Annotated in this window: 10 protein-coding genes; 4 read left to right on the top strand and 6 right to left on the bottom strand. The window is 65.4% G+C overall.

Annotated elements, in window-relative coordinates; all coding sequences use genetic code 11:
- The first annotated feature begins 326 nt into the window (after positions 1–326).
- The gene (locus tag J8F10_RS40155) at positions 327–3,311 is read left to right on the top strand and encodes a DUF1559 family PulG-like putative transporter (RefSeq protein ID WP_210663543.1); all 2,985 of its coding nucleotides are present in this window, start codon (positions 327–329) and stop codon (positions 3,309–3,311) included.
- A 130-nt stretch (positions 3,312–3,441) separates the two neighbouring features.
- Here J8F10_RS40155 and J8F10_RS37670 read toward each other — a convergent pair whose 3' ends face one another.
- Entirely contained in the window at positions 3,442–4,572 is a 1,131-nt protein-coding gene (locus J8F10_RS37670) for a Gfo/Idh/MocA family protein (RefSeq protein WP_210663541.1), read from the bottom strand.
- A 313-nt stretch (positions 4,573–4,885) separates the two neighbouring features.
- Between J8F10_RS37670 and J8F10_RS37665 the strand changes: the two genes are divergently transcribed.
- Positions 4,886–5,602 (top strand): hypothetical protein, encoded by a 717-nt coding sequence (locus tag J8F10_RS37665; protein ID WP_210663539.1) that lies wholly within the window; start codon positions 4,886–4,888, stop codon positions 5,600–5,602.
- Between the two features lie 142 nt (positions 5,603–5,744).
- A complete protein-coding gene (locus tag J8F10_RS37660; RefSeq protein WP_210663537.1) occupies positions 5,745–6,329 on the top strand; it encodes a hypothetical protein in 585 nt (194 codons plus the stop codon).
- Positions 6,330–6,577: 248 nt separating this feature from the next.
- Here J8F10_RS37660 and J8F10_RS37655 read toward each other — a convergent pair whose 3' ends face one another.
- The gene (locus tag J8F10_RS37655; protein ID WP_210663535.1) at positions 6,578–7,294 is read right to left on the bottom strand and encodes an arginyltransferase; all 717 of its coding nucleotides are present in this window, start codon (positions 7,292–7,294) and stop codon (positions 6,578–6,580) included.
- A gap of 243 nt (positions 7,295–7,537) precedes the next feature.
- Between J8F10_RS37655 and J8F10_RS37650 the strand changes: the two genes are divergently transcribed.
- Positions 7,538–9,781 (top strand): inositol monophosphatase family protein, encoded by a 2,244-nt coding sequence (locus J8F10_RS37650; RefSeq protein ID WP_210663533.1) that lies wholly within the window; start codon positions 7,538–7,540, stop codon positions 9,779–9,781.
- Positions 9,782–9,922: 141 nt separating this feature from the next.
- Here J8F10_RS37650 and J8F10_RS37645 read toward each other — a convergent pair whose 3' ends face one another.
- The 4 genes from J8F10_RS37645 to J8F10_RS37630 form a co-directional block, all read right to left on the bottom strand.
- Positions 9,923–11,128, bottom strand: a complete 1,206-nt coding sequence (locus J8F10_RS37645; protein ID WP_210663531.1) for a patatin-like phospholipase family protein — start codon at positions 11,126–11,128, stop codon at positions 9,923–9,925.
- Between the two features lie 213 nt (positions 11,129–11,341).
- Entirely contained in the window at positions 11,342–11,839 is a 498-nt protein-coding gene (locus J8F10_RS37640) for a hypothetical protein (protein ID WP_210663529.1), read from the bottom strand.
- A 337-nt stretch (positions 11,840–12,176) separates the two neighbouring features.
- On the bottom strand, positions 12,177–12,923 hold the full coding sequence (locus J8F10_RS39645; RefSeq protein ID WP_246524794.1) for a hypothetical protein: 747 nt from the start codon (positions 12,921–12,923) through the stop codon (positions 12,177–12,179).
- Between the two features lie 169 nt (positions 12,924–13,092).
- The gene (locus tag J8F10_RS37630; RefSeq protein ID WP_210663527.1) at positions 13,093–15,330 is read right to left on the bottom strand and encodes a DUF4139 domain-containing protein; all 2,238 of its coding nucleotides are present in this window, start codon (positions 15,328–15,330) and stop codon (positions 13,093–13,095) included.
- Between the last annotated feature and the right edge of the window lie 212 nt (positions 15,331–15,542).

The raw sequence follows: 15,542 nt of genomic DNA, 5'->3' as shown, positions 1-15,542 counted from the left end.
TGGCGCGCCGTGCCGGCGAATGATGTTACAGGATAGTGTGAGCGGTTCCCGTGTGTAGAGAAAAAGTACAACCCGCGAGAGTTTCTGTTCTCGGTGAGTATCCCGTCGGTACAAGTGTCCGATTTTCCCCGGTTCCCCGGTCTTCACGAACCGTAACGGGACGCGCCTGCCGTGCCCGCTCGCCGCGCGGCGCCCGATTGACCCGCGCCGCGCACGGATTTCACACGGTAACGGGTTCAAAAACCCTTTGCACCGCCGGCGCCCGGGCCGCTAGTATGATACTCACGACATTTCACGCCCTCATAACGGCACCGCGGGAGCGCTCCATGCCGAGTTTCAAGGTTCCCTGCCCCAGTTGCGAGGCGCCGGTTCTCATCAAGAACCCGGACCTCGTCGGCACCAAGGTGGAATGCCCCAAGTGCAAGTACCGATTCAAGGTCGAAGAGCCGCCCCCGGAATCGTCCGGGGGGGCTGCGGGCGGGGCCACTGCAACGGCGACCGCCAAGGACAAGAAGACCGATAAGGCGGACAAAAAAGACAAGAAGGCCAAGGCCGCGACCGGCGGGAAGAACAAGAAACTCGTGCCCATTATTGTGGGCGTGGTCGCGGTGCTGGTTCTCGGCGGGGTCGGGTTCGCTGTGCTCGGGGGTAAAAAGCCCACCAAGAGCCCGTTCGATAACCCAAAGCCGTCGGTCGCAAGCAACAATAATCCCGACGAACAGAACCCGGACGAACAGAACCCGGACAAGAAGGACAGCCCGCCGCCCAAACCGACGATCCCGCTGAGCACCAAGGTTGCCACCAACCTGCTCCCGAGCCAATCGGTGGCCGTTTATCGCTTCAACATGGATCCGTTGCGCGGGAGTCCCGTTCACGGGGCGCTCGTGGACCAGTCGGTCGCCCAGATGTTCCAGCGGACGCTGGGCGTTGAGCCCGACGGCGTGCAGACCTACATCCACTGCTTCGCGGGCGACGGGCGCGACCCGTTCGGGGTCATCAAGCTCAAACTGCCAGTGAAAGTGCCGGACCTGCTTGTGCGGATGCCGGTTCAGGCCAAGCCCAAAGCGGTCAAGGGGCGCGACCTCTATTCGTTCCGCTCCGCACCGTTCCTGCACGCGGTCTCGAACGCGCTCGCGATGCGGGCCATTTTCGGTGACCTTTACGCCACCATCCCGATGCCCCCCTCCGCGGCGCATAAAGACAAGCCGTTCGGCGTGTGCGTCTACGACACGCAGCACGTGTTGGTTGGGGACTATGCCCTTTTGGAGCGGTTCCTCGGCGAACTCGGGGCCGACGGGTACCCTCCGTTCAAGAGCGAGCTGGACACCACGCCGCCGATCACGTCCGATCCGGGCGCGGGGGCTCCTGGAACTCCTCCCGGGGCGCCGCCCGCAGTACCGCCGATCGCTCCCCCCGTTCCCCCGAAGCGACCCGCGCCGCCCGCGGCCGGTGACAAGGCCTACACGACGATCGACGCGTACCGCACGCTCGATTTCCCACTGAAACGCGCGCTCGACGATTTGGAAGCCGACCCGATAGCGCGCCCGCTCATGGTGTACGCCGAGAAGTTCGACGCGCGGCAATACAATCCCAAGCTGATGAAGAAAGATTACCAGATTCTTTCCACCACGCTCGATCCGATCGCGAACCGCACCAAGTACCTCAGCGGAAACATCACGACCTTCAGCCAGCGCCAGGTGGTCGCGAACCTGCGGCTGCGGTTCGGGGACGCGAACGACGCGCGCGAGATCGCGAAGGATACTCTCGGCCCGGGCCTGACGACCGTTGTGGACGTGCTCAAGCTCCTTCTCACGACGACCATTGAGTTCCGCGATTACACGGTGCCGGGAAGCGTGCCCCCTAATAGCGGGTTCCCGGGCTCGGGGTTCCCGCCCGGTAGTGGGTTCCCGCCGGGGATGCCCGGACTGCCGGGTGGTCCCGGGTTCCCGGGCTCGCCGCCCGGGATGATTCCTCCGAAGGTCGGTTCGGGTGGCGGGCCGCCCGGACTGCCGGGGGGTAGTGGCAGTGGTATCAAGGGCGGGCAACCGCCGCGCAAGCCGGGATTGGGGATCGGGATCGGGGCGCCCGAAGGCGGTCCCCCCGGTCCGGGGGGACCGGGTTTCCCAGGCGGTCCGGGTTTTCCAGGCGGTCCGGGTGGTCCGGGTTACCCGGGCAGCCCGACCGACCCGAACGTACCGCAAGAGCCCCCCGTGTCACACGTTGATCTCGCGCTGGTCGATGACCAGTTGCTCATTGCCATCGACATCACCTGGACGGACACCGTGTTCCGCACGGCGATCGCCCCGCGCATGATGGGTGTGGTGAACCAGATCAAGGGGAAAATGGCCGTGTACTCGGCCGAGTCCGGCCCCCACGTGATCGCGCTGGCCGGGCCGAAGGCGCTGGCCGCGAACAAAGTGTTCCCGCGCGGGACGTGGAACCGGGCCAAGACCGATCCCAGTCGGTTGGGGCTCGAGTACCCGCCGGTGCAGCGGGTCAGTCTGTTCGTCGACCTGCTCCCGCACCTCGGGCGCGGGGGACTGGCCGCGTCGGTCAACAAGAACGCCGCGTGGTACGATGAGAAGAACTTGGCTGCGGGCGGCGCGTGGGTGCCGGAACTGCTCGTGCCGAGTTACCCGCAGTCCGCGTGGCGGGCGACCTCGCCTTACGCCCCCGATACCGTGTTCGGCGCGACCAACTACGTCGCCATCTCCGGCGCGGGGCTCGATTCCGCCCGGTACGACCCGGCGGACCCGGCGGTGAAAACCAAACTGGGGATGACCGGGTACGGGTGGGGGTCGAAGGCCGAGGAGGTGACCGACGGCCTGGCGAACACGATCTACCTGATGCAGACCCCGCCGGGCTTGCAGCAGCCCTGGATCGCGGGCGGCGGTGCGACGGTGCGCGGGTTCGACGAGACCGACCCGATGGCGGGGTTCAAGTACACCCAGGGCGGCAAGCCGGGCAGCTATGCCCTGATGGGCGACGGGTCGGTGCGCTTCATCCCTGCGACCATCGACAAGAAGGTTCTGCTCGGGATGGCCACGCGCGCCGGGGGGGAAGCGCTCGCCGATATTGATGCGCAAGCCCCGCGCGTCGAAGGCCCGAAGCCCACAACGACGGATCTGAAGAGCGATCCCGTTACACCGGTCGTTCCCACGCCCGTCGCCCCGCCGAAGGCGGACGACAAGAAGCCGGCCGATAAGAAACCCGATGACAAGAACGCGGACGACAAGAAGCCTGCGGACCCGGCGCCCAAGACCGAGGGTACGAAGCCCGAAGGGGCACCGGTACCGGGCGAGAAGAAGTAGTCGTCGGAACCGATCGGAAGCAAAAACGCCGGGTGGCGGTTGCGGAACTTAATCCGCAACCGCCACCCGGCGTTTTTGCTTCCGATCGGCGTTCCGGCCGTGGTGACCCGCGGTTCCGGTCGTTCGCGCGTTACCACATCGGGATCTTCACCCGGTCGCCGCTCAGCGCGCTCTCGTGGGCACAGATACCGACCAGGGTCCAGTTCGCGCTCGTGGGCGCGTCCGGGAACGCGGGTTGCTGGCCGGTCACCGCCATCAGGAAGTTGTGGACCAAGTGCGGGTGGCTGCCCCCGTGCCCGCCGCCCTGCACGAAACTCAGGTGCGTCGCGTCGTGGATCGCACCGGTGAATTTACGGATCGGGTCCGGCAGGCGCCCGGCGAAGTCCGGCACCTTCACGCGGCGCGGGATCTGGTGCTCGGGCAGCCCGCGCATGTGCAGCACCGGGTCCTCGCCCTCCAGTTGTTGCCACTCGAAGCTGGCGTTGCTCGCGGTCACGTCGAAGCTCTCGCGGTACTGCCGGGCGGTGTCGTACAGGCTGCGGGTCACTTCAGCGCACACGTCCGAGTCCTTGATCTTGAACGTCGCGGTCTCGATGGCGAACGAGGAGCCGTAGATCGGGATGAATTCCTCGCGGATGCGCCCCGAGCCGTGGCACACCACGCTCTCGGCCAGCGCGATTTTGCCCTTCGCCGCGTCCGAGAGGATCGCGAGGCACGGGCTGACGCAGTGGGTCGCGTACCACATCGGCGGGAGACCCGGCCAGTAACCCGGCCAGCCGTCCATGTCCTGCTGGTGGCTCCCGCGGAGGAACTGGATGCGCCCGAGCACGCCGCGGTCGTAGAGGTCTTTGGCGAACAGGTACTCGCGGGCGTACACGACGGTTTCCATCATCATGTACACTTTGCCCGTCTTGCGCTGCAGCTCGATGATCTCCTTGATCTCCTCCTTCTCGGTCGCCATCGGCACGGTGCAAGCGACGTGCTTGCCGGCCTTGAGCGCCGCGATGGTTTGCTTGCCGTGTTCCGGGATCGGGCTGTTGATGTGGACCGCGTCGATGTTCGGGTCTTTGAGCATCGTCTCGTAATCGGTGAACCGGCGCTCCTTCGGGATGCCGAACTTGTCGCCGCAGGCGTCGAGTTCCGCCCGGTTGCGCCGGCAGATGGCGTACATCTCGGCGTCCGGGTGCGATTGGTAGATGGGGATGAACTCGGACCCGAACCCGAGGCCCGCGATGGCGACGTTCACGCGCTTGTGGCTCATGGAAAGAGACTCGTCGAGTGAGAGAGGGAAACTGCCCTGAGATTACGAGTGGGCCGAATCGCGGGCAACACAGAAAGGACGCGGTATGCGCGGGCGCCCGCGCCGGGGCGCCAACGCGCACGGCCCGCGCCCGTTATTACGGTAACCCGGAGGGCAGCGATGAACGCGATCCGTTACACACTCGTGTGAGGCGATTCAGTGCTTCCGGATCGCGGCGCGGTGTAACGTGGTCGCGCTCCGCGGGTATCCTCTCGCGGTGAGGTTGCCCCGGTCGTTCCCTCGTGAACGGCGTTCCTCGTCACTGGCTCGTCCCATGCCCCGACGCACGTTCGACCACATCCCGGGATTGTTCCTCGACACCGATTACTTCGTGCCCGAGCAGTGCTCGGAACTCGTGCGCCAATCGCTCCAACTGTACGAGCGGTTGGAGGCCACTGTCGGCCGCGCTGAAGGACCGTTGGAGAAGGCCCACATCCCGCAACCGGCCTACGTGCGCAGCGCGGAACACAACCTCAAGAGTGCGGAGCACTTCGCGCGCGTCGCGCTGGTCGAAGAGAAGCAGCGCGCGATCCGCTGCGAATACTTCCCGCGGTACGGCGAAGACGGTCACGCGCTCGCGTACTTCCAGCGCAACGCGAACCTCCCCGATTTCGTTGCGCGCGACCTCGTGCCCGGCGTTCACGGGATGGTCGCGGCCGAAGGGTTCGTGGGGCTCGACCAAGAGTTGACGTGGAAGCTCACGATGAACTTCTACAAGCGCGTGAACGGCAAGGTCGCCGGGTTCCCGTTCCACGTCGATATCCCGGCGAACGGCGTCGTTACGATGATCCTCAACGTCCAGCGCGAGGTGCTGTTCCAGATCGCGAAGGAGGAGGTGGTGACCGACATCCCGCTCCCGGTCGGCGCGCTGCTCCTGCTCAGCGGCGAGAGCCGGTACGTGTGGAAGCACCGCGTGCTGCCGACGGACGCGCCCGCCGGCGGCACCGCGAACGCGATCGAGCGCGTCTCGCTCGTATTGGGGTTCCAGTAACGTGCCCGCGGGTGCCGCCCATTTTCTTTCGCGTCCCGCGCGAACCAAGTGTTATCCGACGCCTCTATCCGGGTGAACGTCCAATTCTGCGGCTCGATCCGGGTTTGCACGTCGCGGACGCACCACACCAAGGAAGAACACCATGAAGAAGCTGATTGCGCTCACGGGCGCGGGCGTCGGCGCCGCCATCGGTACGATCTACACCGTGGAACCGGTCGCGTTCGCGCGGTTCCTCGATCAAGCGGCGCGGGCTGTCGCGCGGGTGTCTGACGGCATTGAAGCCAACTCGGTTCCGGTGTCGGCCGCGCTCGGCATGTTCCTGCTGACAATCGTGTACCACAAGGCGCGGGGCAAATCGTTCCGCGAGTCGGTCGAGGTGGCCGCGACGCGGGTGCAGGTGGTCGCGGTTCCGGCCCCGGTTAGTGAGACCGAGAACCAGGTCGTGAAGCGCGCCCAGGCGCGGGCCACGCGGACGCAACTGATCGCCGACCAGATCGCGCTCGAGAACCAGATCCGCAAACTCCCGGCCGACGTGAAGCAAGCGGAGAAGGACGTGTGTTACACCGAGCAGGCGGTGGTCGAGGCCGAGAAGTCGCTCACCGCGAGGCGCCAAGCGCACGTCGAAGCGGCCGAGAAACTGGGCACGCTGCGCAAGGAACTGACCGTCGGCCGGACCGAACTGTCCGCGATCGCAACCGAGCTGAAGCGACTGGCCGAAGTGGTGTAAGACACAACGACCGGAGATTGGCGAACGGCCGGTGTAAGCCGGCCGGTGTTTGATGCCAGCCGATTGGTGAGATTCAGAAGGGTTTTGACAGGATTCACAGGACCAACACGATTTGAAACGGACTCGGAGTTGGAGCTTCATTCGGCTCCGTGCGCTGTGCTGAGTTTTACTACCACCGGCCGTTCGCCTTGCTATGCGCGGGTCTGCGCTGAATCCTGTTAATCCTGTCAAAAAACTTTGCAACGAGATCACCCTTCCCGAAACGCCTTCCACTCTCCGCCCGCCCCGAGCGCTTCATTCGGGCGGAAGCGGGCCTTGTACTCGAGCGACCGGCACCCTTCGACGAAGTAGCCCAAGTACACGTGCGGCAGGTTCCACTGCACTGCGGTGCGAATAATCGAGAGCACGTTGAACGTGCCCAGCGACCGGTGCCGTTCGGCCGGGTCGTGGAAGAAGTAGATCGCCGATAACCCCTCCGGGAAGTTGTCCACGAACCCCACGCCGACCAATTTTTCGCCCAGGTAGTAGCACCACTCCTGCGTCACGAACGGGTTGTCAACGAACGACTCCGCGTAGTCGCTCGCGTTCTTCGGACCGTGATCCGACCAGCCGATGTGTTCGTGCTGGTACGAGTGGAACCGGTCGTAGAGATCGAGTTTCTCGTCCGTCACCTCGGGCAGTCCGATCACCAGCTTCACGTCTCCATCGTTCGCGGCTAGGCACCGGCGCTGGGACCGGTCCGGCTTGAACGACGCCACCGGGACGCGGAGCGGCTGGCACGCGGTACAGGCCGGGCACGTCGGCTTGAAGAGCGAGAACCCGAACCGGCGCCAGCCCGTCTTCAGGCGCTCCTGGTATTCGGTGGGGGTGATCCGCGCCACCATCTCGTAAGTGAGCGCCCACTGCTGGTCCGGTAAGTAGCTGCAGGTGCTCGGTGCGGATGTGAAGACGAACAGCGATTCCATGCTCACCCCGGTTGGTGATCGAATTTGTGACGGACCGCGTGTCTGGTGTTCGGGCCGAGTTTTCGAGCGGAGCCCTTCAATCTAACTCACACCGCGTAGCGGACGAGAGCGTGTTCGACGGCCTGCCCAGGGAAATTGTAATTGACGCGCGGCGGGCCGGTTCGCGAAATCGGTACGGTGGACTGCGCCGGCCCGCGGCCGCATACTACTCGCACACGTCCATCGTAACGGAAGGGCCGCTTCATGTCGTTCGACCCGCAACTCCCCGTGCGCGCCGCGACCCTCGCGTACTTCACGGACCGTATCGCGCAATTCCCCGGCCTCGCGCCGCGGATCGAAGAGTTCTTCGCGAGCCCGACGCTCGATACGGGCAAGCGGATGCTCCGCGCGTACTTTCGCAACCACCGGATCGGGGACGTGACCGCCCTGCGCACCATCACGGCGAGCTTCGCGGACAAGCGCGTGGTGCGCGCGATCGTAACTTCGATTCTGGCCGATGAGGGGGCGCTCACGGCCGTCGCCGCGCGGTCGTACCCGCACCCCATCGGGTTCGACAAACTCGTACTCGACGACGACCGCGCGACCGGCTTCAAGTTCCGGCTCCACGTGTACTGGCGCGGGGCGAACTTCGCCGCGCTCGAACGGCTCCACCTGCACCGGTTCGAGATGGCGTCCGCCATCGTCACGGGCGAACTCACGAACCACACCTGGCGCGTGGTCGGGTTCGCGCCGGCGAACGAACTGGTAAGGGGCGTGGACCTCGCCCCCGCGGTCGCAGAACTGGCGCACACCCGGCGCATCATGCCGGCTTACGCTGGCTACATGCGCGACGCGAACGGCGACCTTCGGAAAGCCTTTCTCGGAGAAGCGGTCCTCGAGCGCGGCGCGTCCGAAACGTTCACCTCCGGCGACGCCTACGCCCAGATTCTGGAAGACGCGCACTTCGTGGAAACGAACGCGGAGACCGGCTTCGCCAACGGTGATTTCTGCTCCACGGTGTACATTCACGGTCCGTCGCTGACCGATAAGGCGGGGCGCGTGCTCCCGGTCCTGTTCGAGGACAAGGTGCTCGCGGACGATAACCAACTCGTCGCCACAATCCCCGCGATCCCGGTAGACGCACTCCGCGAGTGCTTGCACCGCTACCGCAACACGCTCGACGAGATCCTGAAGTTCTACGACTGGCTGTACCACCCCAAGCACGGGCGGAACCTTTCGGTCGGGATGATCGCGGGCTACCTGCTGTGCGAGGCGTTCAAGACCCCGCACGCGATCGACGCCTTCGAGCGCCGGTACGACGAGTGTAAGGACGTGCTGGAGCGGTCCGAGCGCGCGGTGCGGGATCTCATCGATGGCAGTGCGAGCCCCGCGCATCTCAGCGACGATGATCGGAACACGCGGTACGTTCGGTTGCTGCTCGCGAAGGCGAACTCGCACTCGAAGGGGCCGCGCGCGTGGGTCGAAGATTACGGCTCGCTCACGAAGGAGATGTGGCGCTACTTCGGGGCCATTCGCGGCGAGATGAACCCGCGCATCACGGTGCTCAAACCCATCTGGGACGGTGTGGTGAAGCGCAAGCTGCCGGGCGGGATGCACTACGGCCACGTCGGGGCGATGATCGAGGCCGCGTTCGAGGCCAACGGCATCGCAATGAAGTACTTCGCCGCGCACCTCCGCGGCGGGGGACTGGTCGCGAACCACAAGGACGAGCACAACATCGCCAGCGTCGTGGACGACGAGATCGAGGCCCGCATTTGTGCGGTGCTGAAGGGGCATTTCCCCGCGCACCGCTTTTACGGCGAAGAGCGCGGCGATCTGAACCTCGCGCCGCCGAGCGCCGGGGAGCGCCGGTTCCTGGTCGATCCGCTCGACGGCACGCGCAACTTTCTGTGCCGGCGGGAAGAGTTCTGCGTCGCGCTCGCGTGCCAGGAGTGGAACGGGGCCGCGTGGGTGACGACGGACGGCGTCGTTGCGCACCCCGCGTCGGGGCGCATCTTCTGGGCGGAACGGGGACAGGGCGCGTTCGTCATCGAGCGCACCGACCTCGAACAGCACGCGGTGGTGTACGCCACCGGCATCGATGATGCGAACCCGCTCAAACACCAGTTGATCGACTACACCGCGCGCGGGCTGGACCAGCCCGCACAAACGGAAGTCTTCTCCGAACTCGCGCGCCGCGGGGCCGCGCTGCGCAACAGCGGGTCCGTCGCGCTAATTCTGGCACACATGGCCGGACGCGGGGGAACCGGCGCGATCATCACGGCCAAGGACCACGACGTGGAAGCCGGTCGGTTGATCGCGCACGAGGCCGGCGCGTGGGTCACGCAAATCGGGTTCGCGTCCGATGGCGAAGAGCGCACCTGTACCATTGTGGGCGTCGAAGCGCGTATCCACAACGCGCTCGTCGAACTCGTGCGCGAGCAGATCGCGAAGCACGGTGCCCGACTCCTGGACGAGGTACTCACGCCCCCGCGAACGGGAACGTAGCTCGTTCGCTTCGGAGTGTGGTCCGCTCGCTCCGCGAGCGTGCGGCTCGCAGTGTTAATCGACGAGTGCTTTGTCTTTTCACCTACACGCGATTGCCGAACCGCTCGCGGAGCGAGCGGACTACATTCAAGAGACCGTGACTCACGGTACGGGGACCGGCACCGGCGGCATGGTCCGCAGCCGGAGGCCGCCGCGCGCGTAGTTGCCGTCGCACGGACTGAGGGCCGGCGGAATGTACTTCCAGTTCGGCCCGGATTGCCCGTCGTTCAGCCCCTCTCGGTAGAGCTTCATCATGATTTCGCGGTCGAAGCTCACGGCCGTGTTCACCTGAATGTCGGTGTCCTGGCGGAGCGCGACCATGTGGTACCGCATCCCCGCGAGCTGCGACTGCCAGTACGTGTTCGCCAGTTCCGCGCGGCAGTGCGCGAACAGCACCGCGCCCGTACTCGCGCTGAGCACGGGGAGGATGCGCCGGCGGACGATCCCTTCGTCGGGGTACAGCTTGCCGGACACGATCGCGTAGAAGTTGGCTTTCGTGAGCATCGGGTCCGCGCCGGCGCCGGCCCCCGCCCCCGCGCTCTCGAACACGCCCGGGGGCATGAACAGCGGCGCGGTGATCCCGCCGTCGACGTGGTACTCGGTTTCGCGGTGCCCGTCGATCGCGATGCGGAACGGCACCGGCGGGAGCACCCCGGGGATCGAGGACGACGCGAGCAGCACGTCGCGGAACAGCATGCACCCCTCGGGGCACGGGCGGCACGCGATCGCCCCCATGTCCCAGATCACCGCGCGCCGGGTGCGCAGATCGGTGGTGCCGACGTAGAGGCGCCGGCCCTTGCGGTGCTCCTCCGCGATCCGCTCCAACAACTCCTGGGTGATTTGAGAGTCGATCAGCTTCTGGAGCGGGAGCGAGGTCGCCAGCGCGTCGCGGAACGGGATCGTCACCCAGGCGCGCACGCGGAAAATGTCCTGGGTGCGCACGCCGGTGTAGAGCTTCATCGCTTGCGCATCGTACTCGCTCCCCAGGAACGCGAAGGGGGCGATCAGCGCGCCGGTGCTGGTACCCGTCACCACGTCGAACTCGGGGCGCGTCCCGGCGCGCGTCCACCCGTCGAGCACGCCGGCCGAGTACGCGCCGTACAACCCGCCGCTCGACAGCGCGAGCACGTGTTGCGGCTTGCGCAGCCCGTCCACGAGGTCCGCCGGGGACATGAGCACCACGCCGGGCGGCACGATGGGCGGCCCGTCTTCCGACGCGAGCACCCGGTGCGATCCCGTTCGCGGGCGCTCCGACTGTCGTGGGGTGTGGCACCCGACCAGGATCGCGAGGCCGATCAGCGGCCCCACAAGCACCGCCCGGTGACCGGCGCAAGAGCGCAACGTAACCATGCGGCGGGATGTACCCACCGCCCGCGGCAGTGTCAACGGCAGTTGCATTTGATGCGGAAGCGGCAAATTACACCGACCTGTGCTGTGGGAATCCTTCACTGCGCACACCGCACCATTAAGCGTTCGCGGCCCAGAACGTTCGGGCCGCGAACGCACAGCCGGGTCGCCGTCCTAATTCGGATCGACGGGCGGGGCCGGCGGAACCGGGGGCTTCGGTAACTGCAGTTCCACGAATACGGTCTTGTCCTTGAACAGCGCGCGGTGCTTGTCCGAAATGAGGCCGGACACGAGCACGACCGGCGCGGGCTCTTTCAGCAGCTCCGCGAGTTTGTCGGCACCGATGACCTTCCCGTTCGCGTCCGTGGCCGTGAGCCCCTTCAGGTCTTGGCCCTGGGTCGTGGTGGTCGCCGCGTACTCGATCACCGTGCGCTTCTCGACGACGTTGACACCGTTGACGTTCACGGTCACCTCGATCACTTTGGCGACCGGCACCGCCTTCGATTCGCTCCAGATGAATTTGCCCTTTTCGACTTTCGCGTCCACGATCTGGAACCCGCTCGTACCGGACCCCTGCGCGGGCGCGCGACCGGGCTGGAGCACCAGTGCGAGAGCCGCGAGTAACACGACGATCGGCCGCATGTTGAAACCCTCGAAAACAAGGAACCGCATTCGACCGTATCGCGGGCGCGGACCCCGGTCAACTGAGGGACCGGGGGAGCAGGCTAACATTTGCTAACATTTTGGGACCGGGGGCGGCCGCCCGTCGCGACTCACGCGCGAAAGACTAGTATTTCCAGTCTTTTGACAATTCCCTCTCCAAATTGTCCCGCGTTTGAGGCTAACAAACGCTGACATTTTCGCACTTTGGGTAGGTATCGGGCTAACATTTCGCTTCCATCCTCGTGCCTCTCCTACCCCACCTCTTGGGACACTTGGTCCGCGTGTGCGAATTGTTAAATTGTATACTAGTGAACGTAAAAATACAAATGATTTATCCCCTCGCCCACTATTCTTTGTCCAATACCAAGTCGACGACCCAGCACCCGCGCACATGTGGCCCCGGTCCGCGGCAGTGGTCGAGCACCTCGGCGCTGTTGCAGCCCGCGTCCTGGAGCGCGTCGGCCAGGATCGGCATCGCGCTGAAGTCGCGCGACTCGTACATTTGGGACGCGAGCGCCACAGTGGTCGAGGTGCGCCACGAGGGGGAGAAGGCCACGGGGCGGAACGGGTTCCCGAAAATGTCGCGGAGAAGTGCGACTTGGGCGGATTGTTCGGCGCGGAAGGTGCCGAACACTTTCTCCCGGAATTCGCTCTCATTCGTGGCCGTTTGAAGCGCGAGGGCGGTCCCCGTGGTTGTGTCCCGCCCGCTCACGTGGAAGAGCCGCGCCTCCACCAGCGCCTCACGGAGCCCGCGCAGCACGGGCAGTTCCGCCCCGGTCTGCCCGGTCTCGCAGTGTATAGGTCTGCCCTCATCGATGAAGCGCCGGTGGACCACACTCACACTGTCGCGGATGCGGTGCGCGCTTTCCTGGTACTCTTGGTCCGAAGCTAGCCCATCCGCGGACTGCTCGACCGTATCCGGTTCGGCCCGGTTCCAGAAGTTCGGGAGCATCACTTCGACGCGCCGGCAGCACGCGCATAAGAACAACTGCGCCCGGCGCGTGTCGGCAGCCGAGAGCACCTTTTCCCCTTCGCCGATCGCCCGGAGCATCGAGGTTGGGGCTTCGCACGCCAGCCATTCCGCTTCGGTCATCGGTTGCCCTCTGGCTCCCCAGCATGACTGTTCCGGCACCGGCCGCAAGCCCGGGGCCGCGTTCGGATTTCCGCGTAGCTCGCGCTGGGTGTTGCTGAGTTAGCGGATATGAAACGAGCTGGCCCGCGAGCAGAAGCTCGCGGGCCAGCTCGTTTCGTGGAACCTCGCATCAGTCGCCGATGTTGGCGAGGTAGTCTTCGTACTTCTTACGCGCCTTGAACTCGGCCGCGGTGTGTTCCTTCTCCTTGGCCGTCAGTGCGTCGATTTCCTTTTCCTGGGTCGAGAGCTTCTTCAGGTAGGTCGCGTACACGTCCGCTTCCTTCGGGGTCTCACGCAGGTTCTTTCGGATGCGGTCTTGGTCCACGCTCAGGCGCTGGAGGTCGGACTGCACCTGGCGCAGTTCGCGCAGGCTCGTGTCCCAGTCGCCCTTGATCTTCAGGGCCTCGTGGAGCTTCTCCTTGAGCCCCGGGCTCGCTTCGGAGAGTGAGATGAAGTAGCGGATCTGGTTCTCGGCCCCGTTGGTCAGACTGAAGGACTGCGCGATGTCCTTCTCTTCCTTGACCGTGAACGATTTGGTCTCGCCGGCCTTCACCTGGGTCTGGAACCGGAGCACCTCGGGCGTGTCCTCGGCCGGCTTATCGGTGTCCACGAGCTTGAACTGCTGGGTCGTGCGGTTCGGGTGCTCGATCAACAGCGTGCGGTCCGTCTGCGAGCGGTTGATCGCCTTGTACGTCGTCTCTTCCGTGATTTTGGTCACGGTGGTGACGATGCCCTTCACGGCCTTGACGCTCGTAATCTTCTGCTTGCCCGCGCCGGCCTTGGGATCGACTTCCGTTCCGAGGTCGATGGCGTAACTCAGCAAGCGCTCTTCGTTGGGCTGAACGTCCAGTACGCGCGTGTCGCCCGCGTACACGCTCCCCTCGAACACGGTGATCGGCCCCTGGTTCAAGTGCGCGCCGCTCGTGTTCTTGAGCCGCAGACCCAACAGCGGGTGCTTCCCTTGCACGCTCGCGTTGTAGATCGAAACCCGCGTGCCTTCGATGTCCTTCCCGACGATGGGGAGCAGCGCGCTCTTCTGCCGGGCCAGCGTGACCGGGTGGTCGATCGTGTACTGGAAGAAGTCCCCCAGCGCACCCGCCGTCGCCGCGTTGCCGACCGTGCCGGCGTTCATCTTGCCGGCGAGTTCGCGCCCGAAGTCTTGCGCGTACCGTTTGCGGTCGACTTCCCTCTGCTTGTCTTGGGGCTCGGCCAGCTTCATCCTGCCGTCGCCGCCACCGAACCCACCGGAACCGCCCCCTCCGGGGATGCCGCCGGCGCCCCGGCCCGGCGCACCGAAGCCCGGACCACCAGGGGCCGGAGCCGCCATTGGCGCACCGCCCATCGGCGCGCGTGCGAGGTCTTCGACCTGCCGCAGGTCGTTGCCGAATTTAGTACCGTTGAACCCGCCGGAGTAAGTGACGGGGCGGAGCGAGGCGAAAAGTTCGGGCTCGACGGTGGGTCGATCCACGTAGAGCGGGTTGTACAGGTCCATCTTGAACGAGATCGGGCGCCCGGAGACGAGCGCCATCTTGACCGTGGACCAGTCCTCGTCGGTGGGGTTCTCGACCATCGCCCAGCCCTGCAGGTACGGCTTCTCCTTCTCGTTCATGAGGAGTCGGTAGCTGGTTTTCCAAATGGGAGCGTCGATCACGTAGCCGACCTGGACCCTGCGCTTGCCCTCGCCCGCGAAGTGTAGTTGCACGGCCTTCTTCTGGCTGTCGTGCGAGAGTGCCAGCACCTCCAGGGCGCGCCGGAACTCGCTCTCGATGACCGGGTTGCTGAACCGCAGGGACTGGATATCGGCCATCTTGATGGCGCGCATCCCCTCCGCGCACCACATGTTCAGCACTTCGGCGTCGATGGTCTGGGTGCCGGCCGGAACCTTCTGCTTCTCGACCCCGACGATGGTGCCATTCAGCTTACCCGGTTGGTTGGCCGCGGTCGCGCTAACGGCAACCTCGATGCGCTCCCCGCGCAACTGGCTGATGATCCCGGCGAACGTCGGGTTCCCGTTCAGGTTGATCGCGAACGACGAAAGGGTGCGCGCGATGGGCTCGCGGGAGTCGTAGGAGACGGCGCTGATGCGCCCGTTGCCGAAGTCTTCCAGGACCATGCTCTTGAGCAGGTCGTTCACATCCGATTCGGGGAACGTGAGGTCGACCCGGGCCTCGCCTTCCACCTCACCGCTTCGGGAGAAGTACCCGACCCCGCTGTTGAATAGCACCACGCGGGTGATTGGGAGGGTGGTCGCGGGTTTGAGGTCTTGCTTCGCTTCGCCCGCCGCGCTGAGCCATTGATCGACGCCCACACCCAGGCCGACCGCGCCCGCGACCGGAACGCCCCACAGCAGCCACTTCGCGCGAAACATGCCCAGCCCTCGTGAAGAAGCCCCGGATGGGGCGGGAAAGGTCGTAACGCAAATGCACCCGATGGTACCGTATTCCGACGTTCTGGCGGCACGAAGAGTTTGCCGCGTCGCACGAATTGTTACATTCTGTTACCGCGAGCGGCTCATTGAAGCCCTTGAACTGGCGCGCCACGGGTGGCGTCATTTCTGATAGCGGGCACGAGCGGGGAAGC

Source organism: Gemmata palustris (assembly GCF_017939745.1).
Taxonomy (GTDB): Bacteria; Planctomycetota; Planctomycetia; order Gemmatales; family Gemmataceae; genus Gemmata; species Gemmata palustris.
This window is presented reverse-complemented; position numbering and strand designations above follow the sequence as displayed.

What these genes read in the sequence shown, in the direction of transcription:
- J8F10_RS37665 (WP_210663539.1), top strand. Translation starts at nt 4,886, where the DNA reads ATGCCCCGACGCACGTTCGACCACATCCCGGGATTGTTCCTCGACACC.
- J8F10_RS37670 (WP_210663541.1), bottom strand. Translation starts at nt 4,572, where the DNA reads ATGAGCCACAAGCGCGTGAACGTCGCCATCGCGGGCCTCGGGTTCGGG.
- J8F10_RS37630 (WP_210663527.1), bottom strand. Translation starts at nt 15,330, where the DNA reads ATGTTTCGCGCGAAGTGGCTGCTGTGGGGCGTTCCGGTCGCGGGCGCG.
- J8F10_RS37650 (WP_210663533.1), top strand. Translation starts at nt 7,538, where the DNA reads ATGTCGTTCGACCCGCAACTCCCCGTGCGCGCCGCGACCCTCGCGTAC.
- J8F10_RS40155 (WP_210663543.1), top strand. Translation starts at nt 327, where the DNA reads ATGCCGAGTTTCAAGGTTCCCTGCCCCAGTTGCGAGGCGCCGGTTCTC.
- J8F10_RS39645 (WP_246524794.1), bottom strand. Translation starts at nt 12,923, where the DNA reads ATGACCGAAGCGGAATGGCTGGCGTGCGAAGCCCCAACCTCGATGCTC.
- J8F10_RS37655 (WP_210663535.1), bottom strand. Translation starts at nt 7,294, where the DNA reads ATGGAATCGCTGTTCGTCTTCACATCCGCACCGAGCACCTGCAGCTAC.
- J8F10_RS37640 (WP_210663529.1), bottom strand. Translation starts at nt 11,839, where the DNA reads ATGCGGTTCCTTGTTTTCGAGGGTTTCAACATGCGGCCGATCGTCGTG.
- J8F10_RS37660 (WP_210663537.1), top strand. Translation starts at nt 5,745, where the DNA reads ATGAAGAAGCTGATTGCGCTCACGGGCGCGGGCGTCGGCGCCGCCATC.